This window comes from Curtobacterium sp. MCLR17_045, assembly GCF_003234405.1.
Classification (GTDB): domain Bacteria; phylum Actinomycetota; class Actinomycetes; order Actinomycetales; family Microbacteriaceae; genus Curtobacterium; species Curtobacterium flaccumfaciens.
The window spans coordinates 85,020-110,179 of the sequence record NZ_QKTB01000004.1 but is presented as its reverse complement, the minus strand read 5'-3'; the positions used below and the strand labels follow the sequence as shown (position 1 = coordinate 110,179).

Here is a 25,160-nt window from a genome sequence, read left to right as displayed (position 1 = left end):
GTTCGTCACGACGGTCGCTGCGGACCGTCGTCGGTCACCTCGGGGACCCGCACCGAGCCTCCGGGGTGGGTGGCGGTCTGCTGGGTGGCGGTCTGCTGGGTGGCTGCGTTCTCGGTCACGGTGTCCGCGATCGCGTCGGCGTCCGGTTCGGGGGCGCTGGACGCGCTCGTCGCCGGCGCGCTCGTCGGCGTCTGCGCCAGCTTCGACACGACCGCGGCAGCGGTCGCCGGGCCGATCCCGTTCACCTCGCCGATCTCTTCGGCCGTGGCTTCACGCAGCCGCGCGACCGAGCCGAAGTGCTTCAGCAGGGCGTTGACGCGGCTCGGGCCGAGACCGGGGATCTCGGACAGCCGCGACCGGACGTCGCGCTTCCGCTTGCTGCGCTGGTGGGTGATCGCGAACCGGTGCGCCTCGTCGCGGATGCGCTGGATGAGGAAGAGCGCCTCGGAGTTGCGGGGCAGGATGACCGGGAAGTCGTCGTCGGGGAGCCAGAGCTCCTCGAGCCGCTTGGCGATGCCGACCAGGGCGATGTCGTGCACGCCGGCTTCGTCCATCGCGCGCTTCGCGGCCTGCACCTGGGGCTGGCCGCCGTCGACGATGAGCAGCTGCGGGCGGTAGGCGAACCGCTTCGTCGGCTTCGACCCCTCGACGACCTCGTCGGTCGTGACGTCGGGGACGTCCGGCAGCTCGGCGTCCTCGTCCAGCCGCGCCAGGCGCCGCGAGAGCACCTGGTACATGCTGTCGGTGTCGTCGGTGGTCTCGGCGATCGAGTACCGGCGGTACTGGTCCTTGCGCGGCAGGCCGTCCTCGAACACCACCATCGACGCGACGACGTTCGTGCCCTGCAGGTGCGAGATGTCGTAGCACTCCATACGGAGCGGCGCCTCGGTCATGCCGAGGGCGTCCTGGATGTCGGCCAGTGCCGCGGCCCGGGTGGTGTAGTCGGCTGAACGCTTGGTCTTGTAGAGCATGAGCGCCTGCCCGGCGTTCTGCGCGGCCGTCCGTGCGAGACCGGCGCGATCGCCGCGCTGTGCAGTACTGAGCTTCGTGCCGCGCCCGTTCCGGCGCTTGCTGAGCCACTCCTGGAGCGCGTCGGCGTCCTCCGGCAGTTCGGGGACGACGACCTCGCGCGGGGGCTCGTCGGTGACGTAGACGCCCTGCACGATCTGCTCGACGAGATCACCCGTGGCGATGTCGAGCTCCTTGTCGACGACCCAGCCGCGGACACCGCGGATGCGGCCACCACGGACGGAGAACAGCTGCACGGCGGCGGCGAGCTCGTCCTCCGCGATGCCGAACAGGTCAAGGTCGACCGAGTCGCGGAGCACCACGGCGGACTTCTCGAGCACGGCTTCGAGCGCCTCGACCTGGTCGCGGTACTTCGCGGCCTGCTCGTACTGCATCGCGTCGGCCGAGGCCCCCATGCGCTGCCGGAGCTCGGTGATGACCCGGCGGTCGTAGGAGTTCATGAAGCGCACGAACTCCTCGACGAGCGCGCGGTGCTCCTCGATCGTGACCTTCTGCGAGCACGGGCCACCGCACTTGCCGATCTGCCCCGGGAAGCACGGACGGCCCGTCTGCATCGCCTTCTTGTACGACGAGTCCGAACAGGTGCGGATCGGGAACACCTTGATCATCAGGTCGATGGTGTCGTGCACCGCCCAGATCTTCGGGTACGGACCGAAGTACTTCGCGCCCTTGATCTTGCGGTTGCGCGTCACCATCACCCGCGGCGCTTCGTCACCCAGGGTGACCGCCATGTACGGGTACGACTTGTCGTCGCGGAACTTGACGTTGAACGGCGGGTCGAACTCCTTGATCCAGGTGTACTCCAGCTGGAGCGCCTCGATCTCGGAGCCGACCGTCGTCCACTCGACGCTGCGTGCCGTGAGGACCATGCGCCGCGTGCGCTCGTGCAGCGTCGGCAGCGGCGCGAAGTAGTTGCTCAGCCGGGCGCGGAGGTTCTTCGCCTTGCCGACGTAGAGCACCCGACCGGCTTCGTCACGCCATCGGTAGACGCCCGGGTCGGTCGGGATCTCCCCCGCCTTCGGACGCCACGGGACGGTGTCCGCCACCTACCGAGCACCCGCCTTCTGCTTGCTCGCCTGCTTGGTCGCGCCCTGCTGCTTGCCGCCCTGCTGCTTCTGGGTGGCCTGGCGTGCGCCGACCGCCTGCTGCTTGCCGACCCGGGCGTCCTGGGCGTCGAAGATCTCGCGCAGGAAGACACCGGTGTGGCTCTCCGGCACGGTCGCCACGTGCTCCGGGGTGCCCGTCGCCAGGACCGTGCCGCCACCGGAACCGCCCTCAGGACCCATGTCGATCAGCCAGTCGGCGGACTTGATGACGTCGAGGTTGTGCTCGATCGTGATGACGGTGTTGCCCTTGTCGACCAGGCTCTGCAGCACGAGGAGCAGTTTGCGGACGTCCTCGAAGTGCAGACCGGTCGTCGGCTCGTCGAGCACGTAGACCGTGCGGCCGTTCGAGCGACGCTGCAGCTCGGTGGCGAGCTTGACGCGCTGCGCCTCGCCGCCGGAGAGCGTGGTCGCGCTCTGGCCGAGACGCACGTAGCCGAGGCCCACGTCGACCAGGGTCGCCATGTAGCGGTGGATGGCCGAGATCGGCTCGAAGAACTCGGCCGCCTCGCTGATCGGCATGTCGAGGACCTCGGAGATGTTCTTGCCCTTGTAGTGCACCTGGAGCGTCTCGCGGTTGTAGCGCGCACCACCGCAGACCTCGCACGCGACGTAGACGTCGGGCAGGAAGTTCATCTCGATCTTGATCGTGCCGTCGCCCGCGCAGTTCTCGCAGCGGCCGCCCTTGACGTTGAAGCTGAAGCGGCCCGGCTGGTAGCCGCGGGTCTTCGCCTCTTGCGTCTCGGCGAACAGCTGGCGGATGCGGTCGAACACGCCCGTGTAGGTCGCCGGGTTCGAGCGCGGGGTGCGACCGATCGGCGCCTGGTCGACGTGCACGACCTTGTCGAGCTGGTCGAGGCCCTTCACCCGGGTGTGCTTGCCCGCGATGTGTCGGGCACCGTTGAGCTGGTTGGCGAGCACCTTGTACAGGATGTCGTTCACCAGCGTCGACTTGCCGGAGCCGCTGACGCCCGTCACCGCGGTGAACACACCGAGCGGGAAGTCCGCGTCGATCGACTTGAGGTTGTTCGCCCGGGCGCCCTGCACGGTGATGGCCCGCTTCAGGTTGACCTTGCGACGCTCGGCCGGCACCTCGATCGCGCGTCGGCCGGCGAGGTAGTCACCGGTGATCGACTCGCGGTTCTCGATGATGCCCTCGTACGAACCGGAGTGCACGACGTTGCCGCCGTTCACACCGGCACCGGGGCCGATGTCGACGACCCAGTCGGCCGTGCGGATCGTGTCCTCGTCGTGTTCGACGACGATGAGCGTGTTGCCGAGGTCCTTGAGCTTGACCAGGGTGTCGATGAGTCGACGGTTGTCGCGCTGGTGCAGGCCGATGCTCGGCTCGTCGAGCACGTACAGCACGCCCGTCAGCCCGGAGCCGATCTGCGTCGCCAGGCGGATGCGCTGCGCCTCACCGCCGGAGAGACCGCCGGCACCACGTGCCAGCGTGAGGTAGTTCAGGCCGACCTCGAGCAGGAACTCGAGGCGTGCGCGGATCTCGCGGAGGACCGCTGCGGCGATGTGCGCTTCGCGGTCGGTCAGCGTCAGCTCGTCCATGAACGAGTACGCGTTGTCGAGCGACATGTCGGTGACGTCCGCGATGCTGCGGTCGTTGACCGTCACCGCGAGCACCTCGGGCTTGAGGCGGGTTCCCTCGCACACCGGGCACGGGACCTCGCGCAGGTACCCCTGGAAGCGCTGCCGCTGCGAGTCCGACTCGGCCTCGGCGAACTTGCGCTCGATGTAGGGCATGACGCCTTCGAACCCGCTCGTGTACCGCATCTCGCGGCCGAAGCGGTTGCGCCAGGAGACCGACACCTGGAAGTCCTTGCCGGTCAGGATCGACGCCTGCACCGCGGGGTCGAGCTGGCTCCACGGGGTGTCGAGCGAGAAGCCGAGCTCCTTGCCGAGGCCGCCGAGCAGCTTCTCGAAGTAGGAGTACAGCCCGCTCGTCCCGGTCCAGGGCAGCAGGACGCCGTCCCGCAACGAGGCCTCGGGGTCGCCGAGCACCAGGTCGGGGTCGACCGACATGCGGGTGCCGAGGCCGGAGCACTCGGGGCAGGCACCGAACGGCGCGTTGAACGAGAACGTGCGCGGCTCGATCTCGGTGAGCGCGAGCGGGTGGTTGTTCGGGCACGAGAGGTTCTCGGAGTAGTTCCGGACCGCTCCGGGCCCCTCGTGGTCCACCAGGTCGATGCCGACGGTGCCGTCGGTCAGGCGCAGGGCGGTCTCGAGCGAGTCGGTGAGACGACCGAGGATGTCGTCGCTCGCCACCAGGCGGTCGACGATGACCGAGATGTCGTGCTTGACCTGCTTCTTGAGCTTGGGCGGGTCGCTGAGCTGGATGCGCTCCCCGTCCACGATCGCGCGGGCGTAGCCGGACGCCGCGAGCTCCTGGAAGAGGTCGACGAACTCGCCCTTCTTCTTCGAGATCACGGGTGCGAGGACCTGGAAGCGGGTGCCGGTCTCGAACTGCATGAGCTGGTCGGCGATCTGCTGCACGGTCTGCTTGCTGATCACCTCGCCACACGTCGGGCAGTGCGGGACCCCGATGCGCGCCCAGAGCAGACGCATGTAGTCGTAGACCTCGGTGATCGTGCCGACCGTCGACCGCGGGTTGCGGTTGGTCGACTTCTGGTCGATCGACACCGCCGGCGAGAGCCCCTCGATGAAGTCGACGTCGGGGCGGTCGACCTGGCCGAGGAACTGGCGCGCGTAGGCGGACAGCGACTCGACGTACCGGCGCTGCCCCTCGGCGAAGATCGTGTCGAACGCCAGCGAGGACTTGCCCGAGCCGGACAGGCCGGTGAACACGACGAGCGAGTCGCGCGGGATCTCGAGGTCGACGTCACGGAGGTTGTGCACGCGCGCGCCGCGCACGCTGAGCGTGGAGGTGCTGTGCGGAGCGGTCCCGCCGGGGAGGTGGAGGTCAGCGGGCTCGCCGAAGGCGTTCCGGCCCGACGTCGAGGTACCGGGGTCAGAGGTGATGGTCATCGTCGTCGATTCTACGAAGCGGCACCGACATTCGGCCGGGATGGAGGGTCAGACGAGTGCGTCGAGAGCGAACGCGACGCCGGATGCACGCTCGCTCGCCGCCCAGAGCTGCGCTGCGACGGTGCGGTCCTGCGCCCGAGGTTCGGCCGCGACCACCGTGGCCGGGCCCCGGAGCTGCATCCAGCCCGCCGGGCCCCAGTACTCCCCCGAGCGCACGTCCGCACCGACGGCCGCGTGCACGAGCGGCTGGGCGCCGACGTCCTTGCCCTGGGCGACGATGCGCTGCGCCGGGCGGATCCACTCGGGTTCGGCTCTGGTCGGGCTGACGTCGGGACGGCCCGGCGACAGGCGGTCGAGCGACAGGCCGGGGTGCGCGACGACGCTCGACACGGATGAGCCCGAGTCGGCCAGTCGTTGGGCGAGCTCGAAGCCGAACAGCATCACGGCGAGCTTGCTCCTGGCGTACTGGCGGTGGCTCGAGTACCGACCGACGCCGAGCGGATCGGTCGCGTCGAGCTGGGCGAATCGATGGGCGATCGACCCGAGGTGCACGACCCGGCCGGCTCGTCGTTCGAGCAGGGGCAGGACCAGAGCGGTCCACGCGAAGTGCCCGAGGTGGTTCGTACCGATCTGCAGTTCGGTGCCCTGTGCCGTGCACCCCCGCGTCGACGCCCCGACGACCCCGGCGTTGTTCACGACCGCGTCGACGCCGTCGGGTTCCAGCGCGGCGAGTTCGTCGGCAGCGGCACTGACCGAGTCGAGGTCGGCGAGGTCGAGGTGGACGTGGGCGAGCGAGGCCCCGTCGACGTGCCGACGGATGCTGCGCTCGGCGGCGTCCGCCCGGCCGCGGTCGCGCGTCGCCAGCACCACACGGTGCCCCGCCGCGGCGAGCTGCTCGGCGGCGTGGTACCCGAGCCCGGCGCTCGCACCGGTGACGACGACCGTGCGGGCGCCGTCAACTGACATGTCCGGCCGACTCCATCTGGCGCAGGGCCTTCTTCAGGTCCTGCACCTCGTCGCGCAGTCGCGCCGCGAGCTCGAACTTCAGCTCCGCCGCCGCCTGCAGCATCTGGTCGTTCAGGTCGGCGATGGTGGCACCGAGCTGCGTCGCACCCTCGCCCGCGATGCCGCCGCGCTTGAGGTTCGGCGTGGGCGACCGACGGCCGTCGGTGCCGGGGCGACCCTGCAGGAGCGCCTTCGTGTCGTCGTTCTCGCGCTGCAGGACCTCGGTGATGTCCGCGATCTTCTTGCGCAGCGGCTGGGGGTCGATGCCGCGCTCCAGGTTGTAGGCGACCTGCTTCTCACGACGGCGATCGGTCTCCTCGATCGCGGTCTTCATCGAGTCGGTCATCTTGTCGGCGTACATGAGCACCTGGCCCGACACGTTGCGGGCAGCACGACCGATCGTCTGGATGAGCGACGTCGACGAGCGGAGGAAGCCTTCCTTGTCGGCGTCGAGGATCGCGACGAGCGACACCTCGGGCAGGTCGAGGCCCTCGCGCAGCAGGTTGATGCCGACGAGCACGTCGTAGACGCCCTGCCGCAGCTCGGTCAGCAGCTCGACGCGCTTCAGGGTGTCGACGTCGGAGTGCAGGTAGCGGACGCGGACACCGGCGTTCCCGAGGAAGTCGGTCAGTTCTTCCGCCATGCGCTTGGTCAGCGTGGTGACGAGGACGCGTTCGTCCTTCTCGACCCGCTGCTTAATCTCCTCGAGCAGGTCGTCGATCTGGCCGTCGCTCGGCTTGACCACGATCTCGGGGTCGATCAGGCCGGTCGGGCGGATGATCTGCTCGACCACGCTGTCGGTGACCCCGAGCTCGTAGCGCCCCGGGGTGGCCGACAGGTAGACCTTCTGCCCGACGCGCTCGAGGAACTCCTCCCACTTCAGCGGGCGGTTGTCCATCGCGCTCGGCAGGCGGAACCCGTGCTCGACGAGGGTGCGCTTGCGCGAGGCGTCACCCTCGTACATCGCGCCGATCTGCGGCACGGTGACGTGCGACTCGTCGATGACGATCAGGAAGTCGTCGGGGAAGTAGTCGATGAGGCAGTGCGGGGCCTCGCCCGGACCACGGCCGTCCATGTGCCGCGAGTAGTTCTCGATGCCCGAGCAGAACCCGATCTGCTCCATCATCTCGATGTCGAACGTGGTGCGCATCCGGAGGCGCTGGGCCTCGAGCAGCTTGCCCTGGCCCTCGAGCTCGGCGAGCCGTTCCGCGAGTTCTTCCTTTATGGAGGCGATCGCGCGGTGCATCACGTCGGTGTCCGCGACGTAGTGCGAGGCCGGGAAGATCGACACGGCGGGCAGGTCGTCGATGACGTTGCCGGTGAGCGGGTGCAGCGAGGAGAGCGCTTCGATCTCGTCACCGAACATCTCGATGCGGATCGCGTGCTCTTCGTACATCGGGATGATCTCGATCGTGTCACCGCGCACCCGGAACGTGCCCCGGGCGAAGTCGACGTCGTTGCGCTGGTACTGCATGGCGACGAACTTGCGGACGAGCTGGTCGCGCGAGATCGTCTGGCCCACGTGGAGCGCGACCGATGCGTTCATGTACTGCTCGGGGGTGCCGAGACCGTAGATGCAGGAGACGGTGGACACCACCACGGTGTCGCGACGGCTGAGCAGCGAGTTCGTCGTGGAGTGCCGGAGTCGTTCGACCTCGGCGTTGACCGAGGAGTCCTTCTCGATGAAGGTGTCCGTCTGCGGGACGTACGCCTCGGGCTGGTAGTAGTCGTAGTACGAGACGAAGTACTCGACCGCGTTGTTCGGCATCAGGCTGCGGAACTCGTTGGCGAGCTGGGCCGCGAGCGTCTTGTTGTGCGCGAGCACGAGTGTCGGCCGCTGCACCTGCTCGATGAGCCACGCGGTCGTCGCCGACTTGCCGGTACCGGTCGCACCCAGCAGCACGACGTCGGTCTCACCGGCGTTGATCCGCCCGGCGAGTTCCGCGATGGCCGCGGGCTGGTCGCCACTCGGCGAGTACTCGCTGATGACCTCGAACGGACGCACCGCTCGGGTCGGTTCGATCGCAACACCCATGGGGACAACGGTAGTCGGCACCCCTGACACCGAGGGCCGCTGCTCGCCCTCGGCGTACTGTCCGCTGCAAGCAGGCTCCAAGTCGACTGATGGTCAACGGGCATACCGTCCGATCCGTCCAGTCACCCGACTCCTTCCCACTCCCCCGAAGAGGCCTCATGACCACGGCGACCCCGGCCGCACCGATCAAGGGCACCCCGTTCCGCGGACGCATCCGCGGGCGTGTGCTCGTCCTGCTCTGCTGCATGTACGCGATCTCGTACATCGACCGGACGAACATCTCGACGGCGCTGCCGCACATCACCGAGGAGTTCGGGTTCAACGAGGCGACCGCCGGTCTCATCGTCTCCGCGTTCTCGTTGCCGTACGCCCTGCTGCAGGTGTTCGGCGGCACGATCAGCGAGAAGTTCGGCCCGCGCCGGGCGCTCTTCGTCATCACGGTGATCTGGGGCGTCGCGACGCTCTGGACCGGGTTCGCGGTCGGCTTCTGGACCCTCTTCGCCGCGCGGGCCCTGCTCGGGCTGAGCGAGGCCGCCGCGTTCCCGACCGCCACGCAGGCGATGAGCCGGTGGATCCCCCGCGACCGGAACGGCTTCGCCCAGGGCGTGGTGCACTCCGCGGCACGGCTCGGCAACGCGCTGGCCCCGCTCATCGTCGCGTGGGTGATCGGGGCGACGGGCAGCTGGCGCTGGGCGTTCTTCGCCACCGCGGTGCTGTCCCTGGCGTGGGCCGTCGTCTGGTTCGTCTGGTTCCGGGACAAGCCCGAGTCCGCGAAGGGCATCACGCAGGTCGAGCTCGCCGAGCTCCCGCCGGTCGAGACCCGCGCGACCCGTCCCCCGGTGCCGTGGCGGCAGCTGGCGAAGCAGATCCTGCCGGTCACCTTCGTCGACTTCGGGTACGGCTGGACCCTCTGGGTGTTCCTCACGTGGCTCCCGACGTTCCTCAGCTCCACCTACGGGCTGGAGATCGGCGACTTCGCCCTGTTCACCACCCTCATCCTGCTGGCCGGTGTCGTCGGGGACACGGTCGGCGGGATGCTCAGCGACCGCATCATCCACCGCGGCGGGAACACCCGGAACGCCCGCCGGACCATCCTGGTGATCGGGCTCGGCGGCTCGCTCCTCTGCCTCATCCCGCTCGTGATCGGGCAGGGCCTGCTCGTCGCGACGATCTCGCTGGCCCTGTCGTTCTTCTTCCTCGAGCTCTGCAACGCCAACCTCTGGGCGATCCCGATGGACGTGGCGCCGCAGTGGTCCGGCACGGCCTCGGGCTTCATGAACACCGGGTTCGGCATCGCCGGTGTCGTCTCGCCCATCGTGTTCGGTCTGCTCATCGACGCCTCGGGGTGGCAGGTGCCCTTCGCGCTCTCCTGCGTCCTGCTCGGAGCCGCGGCCGTCGTCGCGTGGTTCATGAAGCCCCAGCGGCTGACGTCCACCGACGGCGTGCTCGAGATCGGCACCCCGAAGGCCGAGCAGCGCTCGGCCTGACGGCCGGCAGCCGGTGCGCGGACCGTGCACCGGCCCTGGTGGTCCGCACGCGACGGCCGGGAGGCGCGGGTCGGGCCCGCCACGTGCCTCCCGGCCGTCGCGCCACGTGTCCACCGCCCCGCACGGCTGGTGCGAGGTTCCGGACCCCGTGGGACGGCGTCACCGTCGCACCACGGACGGAACCTCGCACGAGAGCTGCGCCGTGCGGGCGAGCGCTCAGCGCGCGGCGCGCCGCCCGACGTCGTCGGTCTCGCCGACGAGGGCGTCGTCCGGCTCCACCGGTTCCGGCGACCGCTGCGGCACCGCCGCGCCTGCGGCACGACGCGCCCGCGCCGCTCGCGACGCCCGAGAGGACAACGACGGCCGCCCGGTCAACGGCACGCTGAGGGGCGTCCACCGGAACAGCTCGGTCACCGCGACGGACAGCACCAGCACGAGCACGTAGGTGACGAGCGTGAGCCACGGTCGTGGCACGACGGCCTCGAGCCAGCTGTCGCCGTAGAGCAGGATCCAGATGACGAACGGGTGGCTCAGGAAGATGCCGAACGAGCGATCGGACGCGTAGTCGACGAACCGGGCGGTCCGGCTCCCGGCGCGCCGTCGATCCGCCCAGGCCGCGCCGATCGCCAGGAACCCGACGAACACCGCGGTGCTCCAGACCACCTGGACCGGCTGCAGCGGCGTCCCCGCGGCGTAGAGGGACTGCCCGAGGCCGACCTGCAGCGCCCACACACCGAGGGTGAGCCCACCGACGCCGGCGAACGCCCACAGGACCGAACGGCGGTGGACCCGGATGAACCGCAGGAACGCATCCGCGTGGTCGGCGGCGATCGCCCCCGAGACGATGAAGAAGACGTACGAGAAGAAGAACTGCTTCTGGTACCCCTGCATCCACGCGTCGCTCGCCGGGAAGTACTTGTACCCGGCGAACACCACCAGCTGGACCAGGAACGCCACGACCAGCACGGTCACGTGGTGCCCACGGGTCCGGCGCACCAGCCAGACGATCACCGGCAGGAGCAGGTACACCTGCATCGTCACGAGCAGGAAGTACAGGTGGTACCACGAGGTGCCGGTGACGATGCCCTCGGCCGCGGTGCGCACCAGGTCGGGGACGTCGCCACGGCGGGTGGGACTCAGCAGCCACGCCGCCGCGACGTAGACGAACGACCACGCCAGGTAGGGCACGCCCACGAGCAGGAACCGCTTCGGCCAGAACTGCGCCATCGGCCTCGGGCGCAAGGTGTAGCTGTACACGAGCACGAACGCGGTCAGCGAGAAGAAGACCAGCCGGGTGAAGTGCAGCAGGGCGAGCAGCGCGTTCAGCCCGACGTCGTCGGTGGCGGCGGTGTGGCTCGTGGTGTGCACCCCGATCACGCACGCGAACGTGAGGATGCGGAGCACGTCGACCTCGTACAGGTGCCGGGGCTTGCCCTCGGCCGTCCGCGTCGGCGTCTGCACCCCCGGCTCGTCGCCGGTCGATGCCGGGGACACGCGTGATGGTCCGTTCACGATGGTCGGGCCATGGTCCGGACCTTCGCGCGCTGCACCTTGCCGGTGGGTGCGCGCGGCAGGTCGGGCACGACGATGACCTCGACCGGTCGGCGGAACCGGGTTAGGTGCGCCTCGGCCCGGGCCACGAGGTCAGCCACGAGGGCTGCGTGGTCGACGGGTTCGTCGGGCTGCGGGATCACGTAGGCGATCGGGACGGCACCGAGCACGTCGTCGGGGCGGCCGACGACGACCGCCTCGAGCACGCGTGGGTCGCCGAGCAGGACGTCCTCGACCTCGGACGGGTAGACCTTCTCGCCACCGCGGTTGATGACGTCGTCGGAGCGTCCGGCCAGTGACACCCAGCCGTCGGTGCTGACGGACCCGACGTCACCGGTGTGCAGCCACCCGTCGGCGTCGAACCGCTCGGACGCGCGGCCGCCCAGGTAGCCCCGGACGATCCCCTCGCCCCGCACCCACAGCGCACCGATCTCGCCGGGGGGCAGCACCGAGCCGTCCTCGCCGCGGACCTGCACCTCGGACCCGACCGGCACCCCGACGGTGCCGGGCCGGGCCGGTTCGTCGAGCGGGGTCGCCGTGATCTGCGAGGCGCCTTCGGTCATGCCCCAGCTCACGACGAGCGGCGCGTCACCGAGGGCGGCGCGCACCGGATCGGGCAGCGGCGCCGACGCGCTGCGCACGAACCGCAGGCCCGGCGGGAACTCGAGCGGCCCGGTCTTCGCCAGCACGGCCAGGACGGCCGGGACGGCGTTCAGCCAGGTGATCCGTCGTTCCGCGAGCAGGTCCCAGAACCCGGTACGACGGAAGCGCCGGTCGAGCACGAGGGTCGCGCCGGCGACGAGCGTCGCGAGCAGTCCGACCACCTCGGCGTTGACGTGGAACAGCGGCAAGGAGTTGAACCCGCGGTCGTCCGGCACGAGCCGGTTGTGCCGTGCGACGGCCCGGGCGACGAACAGCAGCTGCGTCTCGGGCAGCTCGACGCCCTTCGGCGTGCCGGTCGAACCGGAGGTGAACAGCACGACGGACCCCTGGCCCGGCGCGTGCGGGCTGTCGGCGGGCAGGTCGCCGTCACGGACGGCGGTCGGGAGGAACGTGGCCGGGTCGATCCCGCTCGCCGGTGCCCCGGGGACGGTCGCGTCCACCGCGCGGTCCGACACGACGATGGACGCTCCGCCGATCAGGTCGGCGAGACGGCCGGGCTCGGTGGCCGGCTGGTCGGTGTCGACGGGGATCGCCCGCCGACCGGAGGCGACGGCGCTCAGGTGCACGACCGCGAACGCGAGCGGGTCGCTGACATCGACCAGGACGGCACCCGACGGGGCGATGCCGATCGCGTCGAAGGTCCGCGACCAGGCGGTCACCGCGTCGTCGAGCGCACGGTACGTGAGGACGCGCTCGGAGCGGGCGTCCTCGAGGAAGTTGCGCACGCCCCCGTCGGCCGCACGGGCCCAGATGAGCGAGCGCAGGTCGGGTTCATCACGAACGGGCTGCACGCAGGAAGGCTATTGCGCGACGCTATGAGCGGTCAGAGGGAACAGCGGGATCTGTGGAGAACCGGTGCAGCATCCACTGCCACAGCGGGAGCATCCGGGGGACGCCGTCACGGGTGAGCGGCGTCGAGTCCTTGATGATCAGGGAGTGCGCCTTGCCGTCGCCGCCGAGGTCGGTGAGGATCGCGTGCGGGTCCGCTCCGGCGAGTGGCGGTGCGGTGTCCGTCTCGAACGGCCCGGACACACCGCTCAACCCCAGGACGTCCCACGAACCGGTGATGCGGGGGCCGAACGTGTCACGGACGTCGTCGATGGCGTACATCCGGTCCACCGGTGTCCGGCCCGGGCGGTCCATCCACGCTGCGTGCGCCGGCCCGCGGGACTCGACGGGTGACGAGAACATCAGCGCGCCGTGGACACTGCGGATGTGGGCGATGTACGCCGCCTCTCCGCCGCCCTGCGAGTGCCCGGCCACGACGATGTCGTTCCAGACGATGCGGTCGTCGCCCTGGACGAACCGCCCCCAGCCGCCGTCGGGGTCGTGGTCGTCGAGGTACGCGACGGCGTCCCGGAAGCGCGAGACGATCGACCCGGCCGGACTGACCGCGCTGAACGCCGAGGGCCGCGTGCCGTCGAAGCGGTTCCGCTGCACCATGCCGTAGCAGCGTGCGTTCGCCTCACACGTGCCGGACAGGGTGCGGCCGAGGTTCCAGTAGTCGAGGCCGAGCACGTGGTACCCGTCGGCCAGGGCGGCCCCGAGGAACCGCTGGTACTCCGCGGGACGGGATCGCGTCGCCGGCAGGAACAGCAGGAGCGGCCCGTCAGCCGAGGTGCGTGCGGCGAAGTCGTCACGGTTCGGGGTGAGCCGCTCACCGTTCACCGTTCCGAGCCGGAACCGGTGCAACTCCCCCTCGGGCCCGTGTTCGTCACCCGACGGCCGCTCGTGCACCGCGACCCGGCCGTTGTCCGCCACACGCTGGGCACCGAGGACGTTCGCGGCGACGAGCGAGGCGGCCCCGATCGCCACGAGGACGATCGCGGCGAGGACCAGCAGCAGGCGGTGGTTCATGGAGTGATCCGCGCCCACACCTCGTCAGCGGAGCGGATCGTCTGCTCGAGCGTCCCGGTGGCGTCGACGACGTGGTCGGCGAGGGCGAGACGGTCGGCATCGCTCGCCTGGGCGGCGACGCGACGCTCGGCCTCGTCACGGGGCATCCCGCGGTGCTCGACGAGCCGTTCGATGCGCTGCGCCGCGGGGGCGTCGACCACCACGACCGCGTCGAACCGGAGCGGACGCGAGCCGCGAGCCTCGGCGAGCAACGGCACGTCGTAGACCACCACGGCGTCGGGGTCGGCGGCCTCGGCGGCGTCGAACGCCTGCTGCGCGAGCCGCCAGACCTCGGGGTGCGTGATGGCTTCGAGGTCCTTCCGCGCCGCGGGGTCCGCGAACACGATCGACCCGAGCGCCGGCCGGTCGAGCGAACCGTCGGCGGCGATCACCGACGGACCGAACCGCTCGGCGACCTGCGCCAGGCCCGGGCTGCCCGGTGCCACGGCGTCCCGAGCCAGTCGGTCGGCGTCGACGACGACGGCCCCGTGCTCGGCCCAGCGCCGGGAGACCGTCGACTTGCCCGCGGCGATTCCGCCCGTGAGTCCGATGATGTGCACGGCAACAGGGTAACGACCCCGATGCCCGGAAACGCCGGAAGCCCGGCACCCTGTCAGGGGTGCCGGGCTTCCGGTCGGGACGAACCGCTCGATCAGTTGTTGGTCGAGCTGAGCTTCTCGCGGAGTGCAGCGAGCGACGCGTCGTCGGCCAGGGGGCTCGCACCACCCGTCTCGCCGGCGAACGACGAGGTCGACGACGACGAGGAAGCCGTGGCCGGGAGGTCGAAGCCACCCTGCGCCTCGTCGGCGATGGTCTTCGCGACCTGCGCCTTGTGGGCTTCCCAACGACCCTGGGCGGCCGCGTACTGGCCCTCCCACTCGGTGCGCTGCGTGTCGTAGCCCTCGAGCCACTCGTTGGTCTCCGGGTCGAAGCCCTCGGGGTACTTGTAGTCACCCTTGTCGTCGTACTCGGTCGGCATGCCGTAGAGCGCCGGGTCGAACTCGTCGCTCTCCGGGTCGACGCCCTCGTTCGCCTGCTTGAGGCTGAGCGAGATGCGGCGACGGTCGAGGTCGATGTCGATGATCTTGACGAAGACCTCGTCGTTGACCGAGACGACCTGCTCGGCGAGCTCGACGTGCTTGTTCGAGAGCTCCGAGATGTGCACGAGGCCCTCGATGCCGTCGGCAACGCGGACGAAGGCACCGAACGGGACGAGCTTCGTGACCTTGCCCGGTGCGATCTGACCGATCGCGTGGGTGCGGGCGAAGACCTGCCACGGGTCCTCCTGCGTCGCCTTGAGCGAGAGCGACACGCGCTCGCGGTCCAGGTCGACCTCGAGGATCTCGACGGTGACTTCCTGACCGACCTCGACGACCTCGCTGGCGTGCTCGATGTGCTTCCAGCTGAGCTCGGAGACGTGGACGAGACCGTCGACGCCGCCGAGGTCCACGAACGCACCGAAGTTGACGATCGAGGACACGATGCCCTTGCGGACCTGGCCCTTGTGGAGGTTGTTGAGGAACGTCGTCCGGGACTCGGACTGCGTCTGCTCGAGGAGTGCACGGCGCGACAGGACCACGTTGTTGCGGTTCTTGTCGAGCTCGAGGATCTTCGCCTCGATCTCCTGGCCGAGGTACGGCGTCAGGTCGCGGACACGACGGAGCTCGATGAGCGAGGCGGGGAGGAAGCCACGGAGGCCGATGTCGACGATGAGACCGCCCTTGACGACCTCGATGACCGTCCCGGTCACGACGCCGTCGGACTCCTTGATCTTCTCGACGTCGCCCCACGCACGCTCGTACTGCGCGCGCTTCTTCGACAGGATGAGGCGGCCTTCCTTGTCCTCCTTCTGGAGAACCAGGGCCTCGACCTCGTCGCCGACCTCGACGACCTCGTTGGGGTCGACGTCGTGCTTGATCGAGAGCTCGCGCGAGGGGATGACGCCCTCGGTCTTGTAACCGACGTCGAGGAGGACCTCGTCGCGGTCGATCTTCACGACGGTGCCGGAGATGAGATCACCGTCGTTGAAGAACTTCAGGGTCTTCTCGACCTCGGCCAGGAAGTCATCAGCCGAACCGATGTCGTTGATGGCGACCTGCTTAGGAGCCTTGGTCGTAGTGGTTGTCATGTAGAGATTGCTCCGAACGGACATGAGTCGGGCCATGGCGTGCGGGGACTCGGCCCCCGTGGTGCACCGCCGTGGCGATTGATTGAGTGGCGCGGATTGCGCCGCACAAGTCTAACCGCACCGGCGGAGGCCCCACAACCGGGCGTGTCGACGGCGCGTCACCCGACCAGGGCGGTCCGCAGGGTGTCGAGACCGATGCTGCCGAGCGAGAGCGCACGGTGGTGGAACGCCTTCAGGTCGAAGTCGGCTCCCTCGCGGGCGGCGACCTCGTCGCGGATGGACTCCCAGACGCGCTGACCCACCTTGTACGAGGGGGCCTGGCCCGGCCACCCGAAGTACCGGGCGACCTCGAACCGGACGAACGCGGGGTCCATGTTCACGTTCTGCCCCATGAAGTCGAGCGCGTACTCCCACGTCCAGCCGCCGCCGTCGGGGTTCGTCTTCTGCAGGTGCACGCCGATGTCGAGCACGACGCGGGCCGCACGCATCCGCTGCCCGTCGAGCATGCCGAGGCGGTCCCCGTCGTCGTCGAGGAACCCGAGCTGCTCCATCAGCCGTTCGGCGTACAGCGCCCAGCCCTCGACGTGTCCGGAGGACCCGGACAGCTGCCGGCGCCACGTGTTCAGTTCGCCGCGGTTGTAGACGCCCTGGCTGATCTGCAGGTGGTGTCCGGGGACGCCCTCGTGGTAGACCGTCGTCTTCTCGCGCCAGGTGCCGAACTCGGTGACGCCCTCGGGGACGGACCACCACATGCGGCCGGCACGGGAGAAGTCGTCGGAGGGGCCGCTGTAGTAGATGCCGCCCTCCTGCGTGGGGGCGATCCGGCACTCCAGGCGACGGATCGGGTCCGGGATGTCGAAGTACGTCCCGGCCATCGCGGCGATCGACGCGTCGCTCGTCTCCTGCATCCACCGCTGCAGCGCGTCGGTGCCGTGCAGGATCCGGGACGGGTCGGTGTCGAGCACCTCGATCGCCCGGGCGACGCTCGCACCGGACTCGATGCGGTCGGCGATGCGCTCCTGCTCGTCCCGCATGCGCGCGAGTTCCTCGAGGCCCCACTCGTACGTCTCGTCGAGGTCGACGACCGCACCGAGGAACCGGCGCGAGTGCAGCTCGTAGGCCTCGCGACCGACGGCGTCGACGGGGGTGGCAAGCGGCAGCAGCTCGTGCTCCAGGAACTGGCCGAACGAGCGGTAGGCCGCCGCGGCGACCTCGGCACCGCGGTGCAGGTCTGCTCGGAGCGTCTCCGGCACGGGGACGTCGCCCTCGAACGCGGCGGAGTCGGCCAGCTGACGGAACATCCCGCCGTCGGCGCCGGTGCGCGCCGCCTGCTCGGCGATGAGCGCGACCTGGCGCTTCGCCGGGGTGACGCCTTCACGCGTGCCCTCGAGCAGGGTCTCGCGGATGCCCTCGAGCGCATCCGGCAGCGCCTGCAGCCGACTCGCGATGTCCTGCCAGTCGCCCTCGGTCGCGGTCGGCATCAGGTCGATGATCTCCCGCACCGACTGCGCCGGGCTCGCGATGACGTTGAGGTCGCGGAGGTGCAGCTTGCGCTCGTACGACTCCTGCACCAGGTCCAGCTCGGCGCCGAGGTCGGCCTTCGTCACCTGGTCCACCGAGTCGACGGCGGGAGCGGCGTCGAGCGCACGCTTCGCACCGCGCGCGGCCTCGGCCATCGCGGCGGCGCCGGCGGGCGAGGTGTCGCCGTACTCCCCCGTGCGCCCCGGGACGCCGATGTACGTGGCGGTCGTCGGGTCGAGGTCGACGAGGGTGGTGACCCAGTCCTCGGCGACGCGGTCGACGGCGGACGGCTGGCGGACAGGACGCTCTTCGCTCATGCCCCGACCCTACCGACCCGCGGGTCGGCAGGAATCCCGAGCCGCCCGGGTCAGTGGGCGGCGCTCTCCCAGTTCGGCCCCACACCGACCGAGACGTCGAGCGGGACGCTCAGCTCGGCGGCGCTGCCCATCCGGGTGCGGAGGATCTCCTCGACACGCTCCTGCTCCCCGGGCGCGACCTCGAGGATGAGCTCGTCGTGCACCTGGAGCAGCAGGTGCGACTGCAGCTCGCCGTCGCGCAGGTCGTCGGCGACCCCGAGCATCGCGATCTTGATGATGTCGGCGGCCGAACCCTGGATCGGGGCGTTCAGCGCGGCGCGTTCGGCGTTCTCGCGCAGGACCCGGTTCGGGCTCTTCAGGTCGGGGAACGGGCGACGGCGACCGAAGATCGTCTCGGTGTAGCCGTCCTCGCGCGCCTGCTCGACGACGTTGCGCAGGTAGTCGCGCACAGCGCCGAAGCGAGCGAAGTACTCGGTCATCAGGGTGCGGGCCTCGGACTGCTCGATGCGCAGCTGCTTCGACAGACCGAAGGCGCTCAGCCCGTAGGCCAGGCCGTAGGACATCGCCTTGACCTTGGTGCGCATCTCATTGGAGACCTCGGACGGGTCGACGCCGAACACCCGCGCGCCGACGAAGCGGTGCAGGTCCTCGCCCTCGTTGAAGGCCTGGATGAGCCCCGGGTCGCCGGAGAGGTGCGCCATGATCCGCATCTCGATCTGCGAGTAGTCGGCGGTGACGAGCGTCGTGTACGGCTCGGCCACCGCGAACGCCGACCGGATCCGGCGACCGACGGCCGTCTTCACCGGGATGTTCTGCAGGTTCGGGTCGGTCGACGAGACCCGGCCGGTGCTCGTACCGGTCTGCTCGTAGCGGGTGTGGATGCGCCCGTCGACCACGGCGGCGTCGAGCGTGTCGACGATCTGCCGGAGCTTCGTGGCGTCGCGGTGCTGCAGCAGGAGCCCGAGGAACGGGTGCGGGTGCTGTTCCTGCAGGTCGGCCAGGCTCGCGGCGTCGGTCGAGAACCCGGTCTTGGTCTTGCGGGTCTTCGGCATCGCGAGCTCGGTGAACAGGACTTCCTGCAGCTGCTTCGGCGATCCGAGGTTGACCTCGTGCCCGATCTCGGCGAAGGCCTGCTGCGCGAGTTCGGCGGCGCGCTCACCGAGCTCCTTCGACAGGCCGGTGAGCACCGGGCGGTCGATGCCGACGCCGATGGTCTCCATGCCGGCCAGCACCGACACGAGCGGCAGCTCGATGTCGTCGAGGACCTGCAGCGAGGACCCGTCGATCCGGGCGCGCAGGGCCGTGGTGACGCGGAGCACGAACCACGCGTGCACCCCGACGTTGACCGGATCGGTCTCGGGGACCAGCTGGTTCGGGTCGGCCGTCGGCAGTTCTTCGCCGAGCTCCTGGTAGACGAGGTCGGACAGCGGCTGCCCCTGCTTGCCGGGCTGCGCGAGCCACCCCATGATGCGTGCGTCGCCGGCGATGCCGTTCACGACGAAGCCGGCGGTGCCGAGCGCCTTGATGGCGGCCTTGGCGTCGTGGAAGTGCTTCGGGGCGTCGGAGGCGAACCAGGCCGAGAGCTGCTCGTAGTCCTGCGCGCCGCTGCCGCCCGGTACGAGCACGGCGTCGTCGTGGGTCGCGATGCCGATGGCGCTGAGGCGTCCGTCGATGACCTCGACCGCGACGCCGTAGCCGTTCGCCGCCTCGGTGGCGTTGCGGCGCTCGAGCCAGTAGCCGAGCTCTTCGTCGATCAGCGTCTTGACGGGCGGCGGGGTCGGCGCACCGTCGGCGACGGCACCCTCGGCCGCGGGCTCGGCGGGGTCGCCCGACCCGGCCACCTTGAAGACGCGGTCGAGCAGCGTGCGGAACTGCAGCTTGGCGAAGAGCTCGCGCACCGCGGTCTCGTCGACCGGGCGGAGCGCGACGTCGGCGGGACCGACGGGCAGCTCGACGTCGGTGACCAGGCGGTTGAGCCGGCGGTTCCGGATCGCCCGGTCCTGCTGCTCGCGCAGGTTGTTGCCGACGACGCCCTTGATCTCGTCGGCGTGCTCGAGGACGCCGTCGAGCGACCCGTACTGGGTCACCCACTTGACCGCGGTCTTCTCGCCGACCTTGTCGATGCCGATCAGGTTGTCGCTGGTCTCGCCGACGAGTGCGGCGATGTCCGGGTACTGGTGGGGCTCGATGCCGTAGCGCTCGTAGACCTTGTCGCGGTCGTAGCGGGTGAGTTCGGAGACACCGCGGACCGACGGGTAGAGCAGCGTGACGTCGTCGTTGACGAGCTGGATCGAGTCGCGGTCACCGGAGACCACGTAGACCGTGAAGCCCTGGTCGGCACCCTGCTTGGAGAGGGTCGCGAGGATGTCGTCGGCCTCGTAGTCCTCCTTCGTGACGGTGGTGATGCCCATCGCCTCGAGCGCCTGCTGCAGGAGCGGGATCTGGCCCTTGAACTCGGCCGGGGTCTCGGAGCGGGTGCCCTTGTACTCGGCGTACTCACGCGTTCGGAACGAGAACCGGGAGATGTCGAACGCCACCGCCAGGTGGGTGGGCTTCTCGCGCTGCAGGAGCATCAGCAGCATCGAGATGAAGCCGTGGATCGCGTTGGTGTGCTGCCCCTCGCGGTTCACGAAGCTGTCGACCGGCAGCGCGTAGAAGGCCCGGAAGGCGAGCGAGTGGCCGTCGATGACCATGAGGGTAGGCTTTGCGGAGTCCGACACCCGGACAGCCTACCGACGCCCGCTGACACGGAAGGTCGACGCAGACCGTGACCGACGACACCACATCGACCACGATCGATCCCCGCATCGACGAACGCGGCATGGGCGAGCTGGCCGAGAAGATGGGCATGGTCATCACCGAGCTCTCGGCCGAGCGCGCGGTCGGTTCGATCCCCGTCGAGGGCAACCGCCAGCCGGTCGGCCTGCTGCACGGCGGCGCCTACGTCGTCCTCGCGGAGAGCCTCGGTTCGATGGCCGCGAACGTGCACGCCGGGCCCGGCCGCTACGCCGTCGGCATCGAGCTCAGCGCCTCGCACTCCCGCAGCGCCACGAGCGGCATCGTCACGGGCACGTGCACCGCCATCCACCTGGGCGGCACGCTCACCACCCACGAGATCGTCCTGACCGACGACCAGGGTCGTCGCTGCTCCACCGTGCGGATCACGAACATGATCCGCGAGCGTCGCTGACCGACGAAGCGACGGACCGACGACTCAGTCCTCCGGCGGCCGCTGCAGCAGCAGGCGGGCGTCGCCGAACCCGAGCCTCCGGTAGAGCCGCTCGCCGTCCACGCTGGAGTGCACCGACGTCCGCTCCACGCCGAGCTCGTCGGCGAGCTCGAGCAGGGCCGTGACGAGCCGTCCGGCGACGCCCGAACCGCGCAGCTCCGGGTGCACGTAGACCGTCTGCAGTTCAGCGGCGAACCGATCACCGTCGACGTGCGGCGCCGGCGGTCGCGGGTGGACCGCCAGCCACGCCATGCCGAGCACCACACCGTCCCGCTCGGCGACCACGCACCGGTGCGACTCACGGTGACGGGCGGCGAAGTCCGTCATCGCCCTGCGGTACTCCTCCGGCGTCTGCACCGGCGAGCGGCCGTCCTCGTCGACGCTCCACCGCCACCGCAGGTCCGCCACCGCCGGCATGTCGTCAGGCCGGGAGGCCCGGATCACCACGTCGTCCATGGCTCCAGCCTGCCAGGTGGTCGCGGCACACGCCCCGCCCCCGGACGCAGGAACGCCGCCGACCCCAGGGGGTCCGACGGCGTTCCGTGAGCGACGGTGGTGCGCTGGACTACTTCTTGGCGCTGAGCTGCTCGATGATCGCCTTGGCGACGTCGTGCATGGTCAGGCGGCGGTCCATCGAGGCCTTCTGGATCCAGCGGAACGCCTCGGGCTCGGTGAGGCCCATCTTCTCGTTCAGCAGGCCCTTGGCGCGGTCGACGAGCTTGCGGGTCTCGAAGCGCTCGACGAGGTCGGCGACCTCGGCTTCGAGCGTGATGATCTGCTGGTACCGCGAGAGGGCGATCTCGATCGCGGGGAGCAGGTCGTTCGGGGTGAAGGGCTTGACCACGTAGGCCAGCGCGCCGGCCTCGGTCGCACGCTCGACGAGGTCCTTCTGGCTGAACGCGGTCAGCAGGACGACGGGCGCGATGTGGTTCTTGGACAGCTTCTCCGCTGCGGAGATGCCGTCGAGCTGGGGCATCTTGACGTCCATCACGACGAGGTCGGGGCGGAGGTCGGTCGCGAGCTGGACGGCGGTCTCACCGTCACCGGCTTCACCGACCACGTCGAACCCGTTGTCGCGGAGGATCTCCACGATGTCGAGGCGGATGAGCGACTCGTCCTCGGCGACGACGACGCGACGGGGTGCTGGTGCTGTTGCTTCTGTGTCACTCACGGACGAAAGCCTACTAGACGACGGAACTGCCGCATCCCAGACCACGCAGATCGATCAGACGGATGGGCAGCTTGGTACGAGTGGCGGGACGCGGGTCCGAACTGCCCCGCACGCCGTGAGCAATTTCGTACGAGTGGCGGGACTTGAACCCGCACGCCGTGAGGCAGAGCATTTTGAGTGCCCCGTGTCTGCCGATTCCACCACACTCGCGAGGACTCCAGGCTAGCAGGACGCGCGCACCACCCCGGTCGCCGCCGGGAGCGACAACTCGAACACGGCGCCGCCCAGGGTGCCGTCCTCGCCGTACCGCAGCCCGCCGCCGTGCGCCTCGGCGATGCCCCGCGCGATGGGGAGCCCGAGCCCCGCTCCGCCCGAGCGGGCGTCCCGTGCGGCCTCGAGCCGGACCAACCGGTCGAACACCCGCTCACGGTGTTCCACGGGGATCCCCGGCCCGTCGTCCTCGACCCGCACCACGGGGCCGGGTCCGCGGTCGTCGAGGCTGACGACGACCCGTCCCGTCGCACCGCCCGCACGTGTGGCGTTGTCGACGAGGTTGCCGAGGACCTGGGCGATCCGCTCGGCGTCGACGTCGGCCTCCACCGGGTGCGCGGGCACGACGACGTCGAGCTCGAGGGTGGGCAGCCGGAGCCGGAGCCGGTCTCCCTCGGCCGCCAGGAACGCCCCGAGGTCGACCACCCGACGGTCGAGTTCGATCCCGCGGTCGAGCCGGGCCATCGTGAGCATGTCCTCGATGAGCCGAGCTGCCCGGTCGGCCTGCCGGACGACGTGCACGGCCAGCACCTCGCGGGTCCGGTCGTCACCGGCGCCACCCCGCACCAGGGTGTCGGCGGCCGCGCGGACCCCTGCGACGGGTGTCCGCAGTTCGTGCGCGGCGTCGGAGAGGAACGACCGGACGCGGGCCTCTGCGGCGACGGCGTCACGCTCGGCGCCCTCGACCGCGTCGAGCATCTCGTCCAGGGCGACGGCCACGCGACCGATCTCGGTGTCGCGGCGCGAGGGTCGGAGCCGCTGCCCACGGTCACCGCCGGCGATCGACCGCGCGGTCGTCGCCATCTGGTCGAGCGGTCGCAGGGACCGTCGGACGACCAGGACGACGCCGAGGACGGCGATGCCGAGGAACGCCGCCGAGGCACCGCCCATCACCCAGCCGAGCTGCACGAGCGTGTCCTGGACGTCACGGGTGCCGGCGGTGAGGGTGATCCGGGTGCCGTCGTCGAGCCGGCTCACCAGGGTGAGGACACCGTCGTCCTCGCGAACCGACGACGACGTGATCGTGGCGCCGTCGTCGGCGGGCGCCGGCGTGGCCGGATCGGTGGGTGTCCGTCCGACGCCCCCGCTGCCCCGCGGGACCGTCACGGGGAGGGAACCGGGGTCGAGCGGACCGGCGCGGAGCTGGTCCGGGGTCGGTCCGGCCTCGACGGCGTCCCCGTCCGGCTGGACGATCCGGACCGAGAGTCCCTGCGCGGAGAGCCGGTCGGCCAGATCCTCGGCGTCGACGGTGCCGACGAGCGCCGCAGCGGCCGACGCACGGTCACGCAGGCGGTCCTCGGCCTGGGCGCGGAGCCGGACGCCGAGCAGCCCCTCGACCGCGATCGTCAGCCCGGCGAGCAGGACGGCGAGCAGGACCACGATGGCGACGACGGTCCGCAGCCGCAGCGAGGTGGTCCGCAGGCGCCCGGCCTCAGCCCTCACGCTGCGGTCCGCTCGTCGCTGAGCCGGTACCCGATGCCCCGGACGGTGTGCACGAGGCGTGGTCCGTGCGCCTCCATCTTCCGCCGGAGGGCGCTGAGGTGGACCTCGACGACGTTCGCCGCGACGTCGTCGTACCCCCACACCTGGGTGGTGATCTGTCCCTTGGACACCGTCCGGCCCCGGCTCTCGGCCAGGAAGCGCAGCAGGCGGAACTCCGTCGCGGTGAGGTCGAGCAGCACCCCGGCGCGGCGGGCGGTGGCGGCGTCCGGGTCGAGCACGAGGTCGCCCACCTCGACGACCGAGGGGATCCGGCCACGCCGTCGGAGCACCGCGGTCACGCGGGCGACCAGTTCGGCCATCGCGAACGGCTTCACCACGTAGTCGTCGGCCCCCTCGGCGAAACCGCGCAACCGCTCGTCGAGTTCGTCCCGCGCGGTCATCATGACGACGGCGGCGTCCGTGGCGGAACGCACCCGTCCGGCGAGCACGATGCCGCTCGGTCCGGGCAGCATCCAGTCGAGCAGGACGAGGTCGGGGGCGCTGCGTCGCAGGTCGTCGACGAGGTCCCGTCCGTCCGCGGCCTCGGCGACGAGGAAGCCCTCGGCGCGGAGTGTGGTCGCGACCGCGGTGCGGATGGAGTCGTCGTCGTCGACGACCAGGATTCGGGCGGGAGCAGGCACGGCGGACACCGTACGGCGCTCCGACGGCCACCGAGCATGGAGGACGCTGGAGAACCCCTGTGCTTCAGGCATGCTTCAGATTCGGACTCGAGCGTCGTCTGCAGCGGCGGATCACCCGGATTCGCTCGGACAGACGAACGGTGACCACCATGCACGACGAACGAGACGACTCGACCACCACTCCCACCCGGCGACGCGGGGCGCTCCTGCGACGGGTCGGCATCGGCACGGCCGCGGCCGCGGTCCTGGTGCTCGGCGGGTTCGGCATCGCCACGGCGAACGCAGCCACGACCACCCCGGCGCAGGGCACCCCGACCGGCGCACCGACCGGTGCGACCACGCCGGCCCCGGCTCCGGCCGACGGCGACACCGCGACGGTGCCCGCACCGCCCGAGGGCGGGCCCGCGACGGCGCCCGGCTGCACGGCGCTCCCGGACGCCGGTGCGCACGCGACCGTCCCCGCCCCGCCGAAGGGCGCCGACGGGAAGGCGCCGACCCCGCCGAAGGAGGGTGCGAAGCCCACGGCGCCGACCCCGCCGGAGGACAGCGCGACGGGGAAGGCCACGGCACCAGCCCCGGCAGCTCCCGACGCGACCACGACCCCTGCGCCGGCCTCCGGTTCCTGATACCGA

Annotated in this window: 18 protein-coding genes and 1 tRNA gene; 3 read left to right on the top strand and 16 right to left on the bottom strand. The window is 70.4% G+C overall.

Annotated elements, in window-relative coordinates; translation table 11 throughout:
* Nucleotides 1–5: 5 nt before the first annotated feature.
* From uvrC to uvrB, 4 genes are read right to left on the bottom strand one after another with little or no spacing between them, the layout of a single operon-like run.
* Entirely contained in the window at nt 6–2,075 is a 2,070-nt protein-coding gene (gene uvrC / locus DEJ05_RS04860) for an excinuclease ABC subunit UvrC (protein WP_111109887.1), read from the bottom strand.
* Nucleotides 2,076–5,132, bottom strand: a complete 3,057-nt coding sequence (gene uvrA / locus DEJ05_RS04855) for an excinuclease ABC subunit UvrA (RefSeq protein ID WP_071403748.1) — start codon at nt 5,130–5,132, stop codon at nt 2,076–2,078.
* A gap of 48 nt (nt 5,133–5,180) precedes the next feature.
* Nucleotides 5,181–6,098, bottom strand: a complete 918-nt coding sequence (locus DEJ05_RS04850; RefSeq protein ID WP_111109886.1) for an SDR family NAD(P)-dependent oxidoreductase — start codon at nt 6,096–6,098, stop codon at nt 5,181–5,183.
* Nucleotides 6,088–8,160 (bottom strand): excinuclease ABC subunit UvrB, encoded by a 2,073-nt coding sequence (gene uvrB / locus DEJ05_RS04845; protein ID WP_071403981.1) that lies wholly within the window; start codon nt 8,158–8,160, stop codon nt 6,088–6,090. Before uvrB ends, DEJ05_RS04850 begins: the two co-directional genes overlap by 11 nt.
* Nucleotides 8,161–8,330: 170 nt before the next feature.
* Here uvrB and DEJ05_RS04840 point away from each other — a divergent pair, with 170 nt between their 5' ends.
* Complete coding sequence (locus tag DEJ05_RS04840) at nt 8,331–9,659, top strand: MFS transporter (RefSeq protein ID WP_111088769.1); 1,329 nt, start codon at nt 8,331–8,333, stop codon at nt 9,657–9,659.
* A 216-nt stretch (nt 9,660–9,875) separates the two neighbouring features.
* Here the strand turns inward: DEJ05_RS04840 and DEJ05_RS04835 are convergent, their stop codons facing one another.
* The 7 genes from DEJ05_RS04835 to polA all read right to left on the bottom strand — a co-directional run bounded on the left by DEJ05_RS04835 (nt 9,876) and on the right by polA (nt 20,428).
* Nucleotides 9,876–11,120 (bottom strand): acyltransferase, encoded by a 1,245-nt coding sequence (locus tag DEJ05_RS04835; protein ID WP_181440657.1) that lies wholly within the window; start codon nt 11,118–11,120, stop codon nt 9,876–9,878.
* A 47-nt stretch (nt 11,121–11,167) separates the two neighbouring features.
* Nucleotides 11,168–12,664 carry an AMP-binding protein gene (locus DEJ05_RS04830; RefSeq protein ID WP_111109884.1) on the bottom strand — a complete coding sequence of 499 codons (1,497 nt, stop codon included), beginning with the start codon at nt 12,662–12,664 and terminating at the stop codon, nt 11,168–11,170.
* Nucleotides 12,665–12,686: 22 nt separating this feature from the next.
* Complete coding sequence (locus tag DEJ05_RS04825; protein WP_111109883.1) at nt 12,687–13,730, bottom strand: hypothetical protein; 1,044 nt, start codon at nt 13,728–13,730, stop codon at nt 12,687–12,689.
* Nucleotides 13,727–14,329 (bottom strand): dephospho-CoA kinase, encoded by a 603-nt coding sequence (coaE, locus tag DEJ05_RS04820; protein ID WP_111046397.1) that lies wholly within the window; start codon nt 14,327–14,329, stop codon nt 13,727–13,729. Before coaE ends, DEJ05_RS04825 begins: the two co-directional genes overlap by 4 nt.
* 92 nt (nt 14,330–14,421) lie before the next feature.
* Nucleotides 14,422–15,897, bottom strand: coding sequence for a 30S ribosomal protein S1 (gene rpsA, locus DEJ05_RS04815; protein WP_071403741.1), 1,476 nt, complete (start codon nt 15,895–15,897; stop codon nt 14,422–14,424).
* A gap of 158 nt (nt 15,898–16,055) precedes the next feature.
* Nucleotides 16,056–17,735: a DUF885 domain-containing protein gene (locus DEJ05_RS04810; RefSeq protein WP_111109882.1), complete on the bottom strand. Its 1,680-nt coding sequence runs from the start codon at nt 17,733–17,735 to the stop codon at nt 16,056–16,058.
* Nucleotides 17,736–17,785: 50 nt separating this feature from the next.
* Nucleotides 17,786–20,428, bottom strand: a complete 2,643-nt coding sequence (polA, locus tag DEJ05_RS04805; protein ID WP_258376085.1) for a DNA polymerase I — start codon at nt 20,426–20,428, stop codon at nt 17,786–17,788.
* 128 nt (nt 20,429–20,556) lie between these two features.
* Between polA and DEJ05_RS04800 the strand changes: the two genes are divergently transcribed.
* On the top strand, nt 20,557–20,925 hold the full coding sequence (locus tag DEJ05_RS04800) for a PaaI family thioesterase (protein WP_051596794.1): 369 nt from the start codon (nt 20,557–20,559) through the stop codon (nt 20,923–20,925).
* Between the two features lie 24 nt (nt 20,926–20,949).
* Here DEJ05_RS04800 and DEJ05_RS04795 read toward each other — a convergent pair whose 3' ends face one another.
* The 5 genes from DEJ05_RS04795 to DEJ05_RS04775 form a co-directional block, all read right to left on the bottom strand.
* Nucleotides 20,950–21,420, bottom strand: a complete 471-nt coding sequence (locus tag DEJ05_RS04795; RefSeq protein ID WP_111109880.1) for a GNAT family N-acetyltransferase — start codon at nt 21,418–21,420, stop codon at nt 20,950–20,952.
* 109 nt (nt 21,421–21,529) lie between these two features.
* Nucleotides 21,530–22,135 (bottom strand): ANTAR domain-containing response regulator, encoded by a 606-nt coding sequence (locus DEJ05_RS04790; RefSeq protein ID WP_017887240.1) that lies wholly within the window; start codon nt 22,133–22,135, stop codon nt 21,530–21,532.
* A gap of 128 nt (nt 22,136–22,263) precedes the next feature.
* Nucleotides 22,264–22,345 (bottom strand) — tRNA-Leu (locus tag DEJ05_RS04785).
* Nucleotides 22,346–22,357: 12 nt separating this feature from the next.
* Nucleotides 22,358–23,848 carry a cell wall metabolism sensor histidine kinase WalK gene (locus tag DEJ05_RS04780; protein ID WP_111109879.1) on the bottom strand — a complete coding sequence of 497 codons (1,491 nt, stop codon included), beginning with the start codon at nt 23,846–23,848 and terminating at the stop codon, nt 22,358–22,360.
* Nucleotides 23,845–24,528 carry a response regulator gene (locus tag DEJ05_RS04775; protein ID WP_258371313.1) on the bottom strand — a complete coding sequence of 228 codons (684 nt, stop codon included), beginning with the start codon at nt 24,526–24,528 and terminating at the stop codon, nt 23,845–23,847. The genes DEJ05_RS04780 and DEJ05_RS04775 overlap by 4 nt, the downstream gene beginning before the upstream one ends.
* A gap of 149 nt (nt 24,529–24,677) precedes the next feature.
* Here DEJ05_RS04775 and DEJ05_RS04770 point away from each other — a divergent pair, with 149 nt between their 5' ends.
* Entirely contained in the window at nt 24,678–25,154 is a 477-nt protein-coding gene (locus DEJ05_RS04770) for a hypothetical protein (protein ID WP_146245022.1), read from the top strand.
* Nucleotides 25,155–25,160 lie beyond the last annotated feature (6 nt).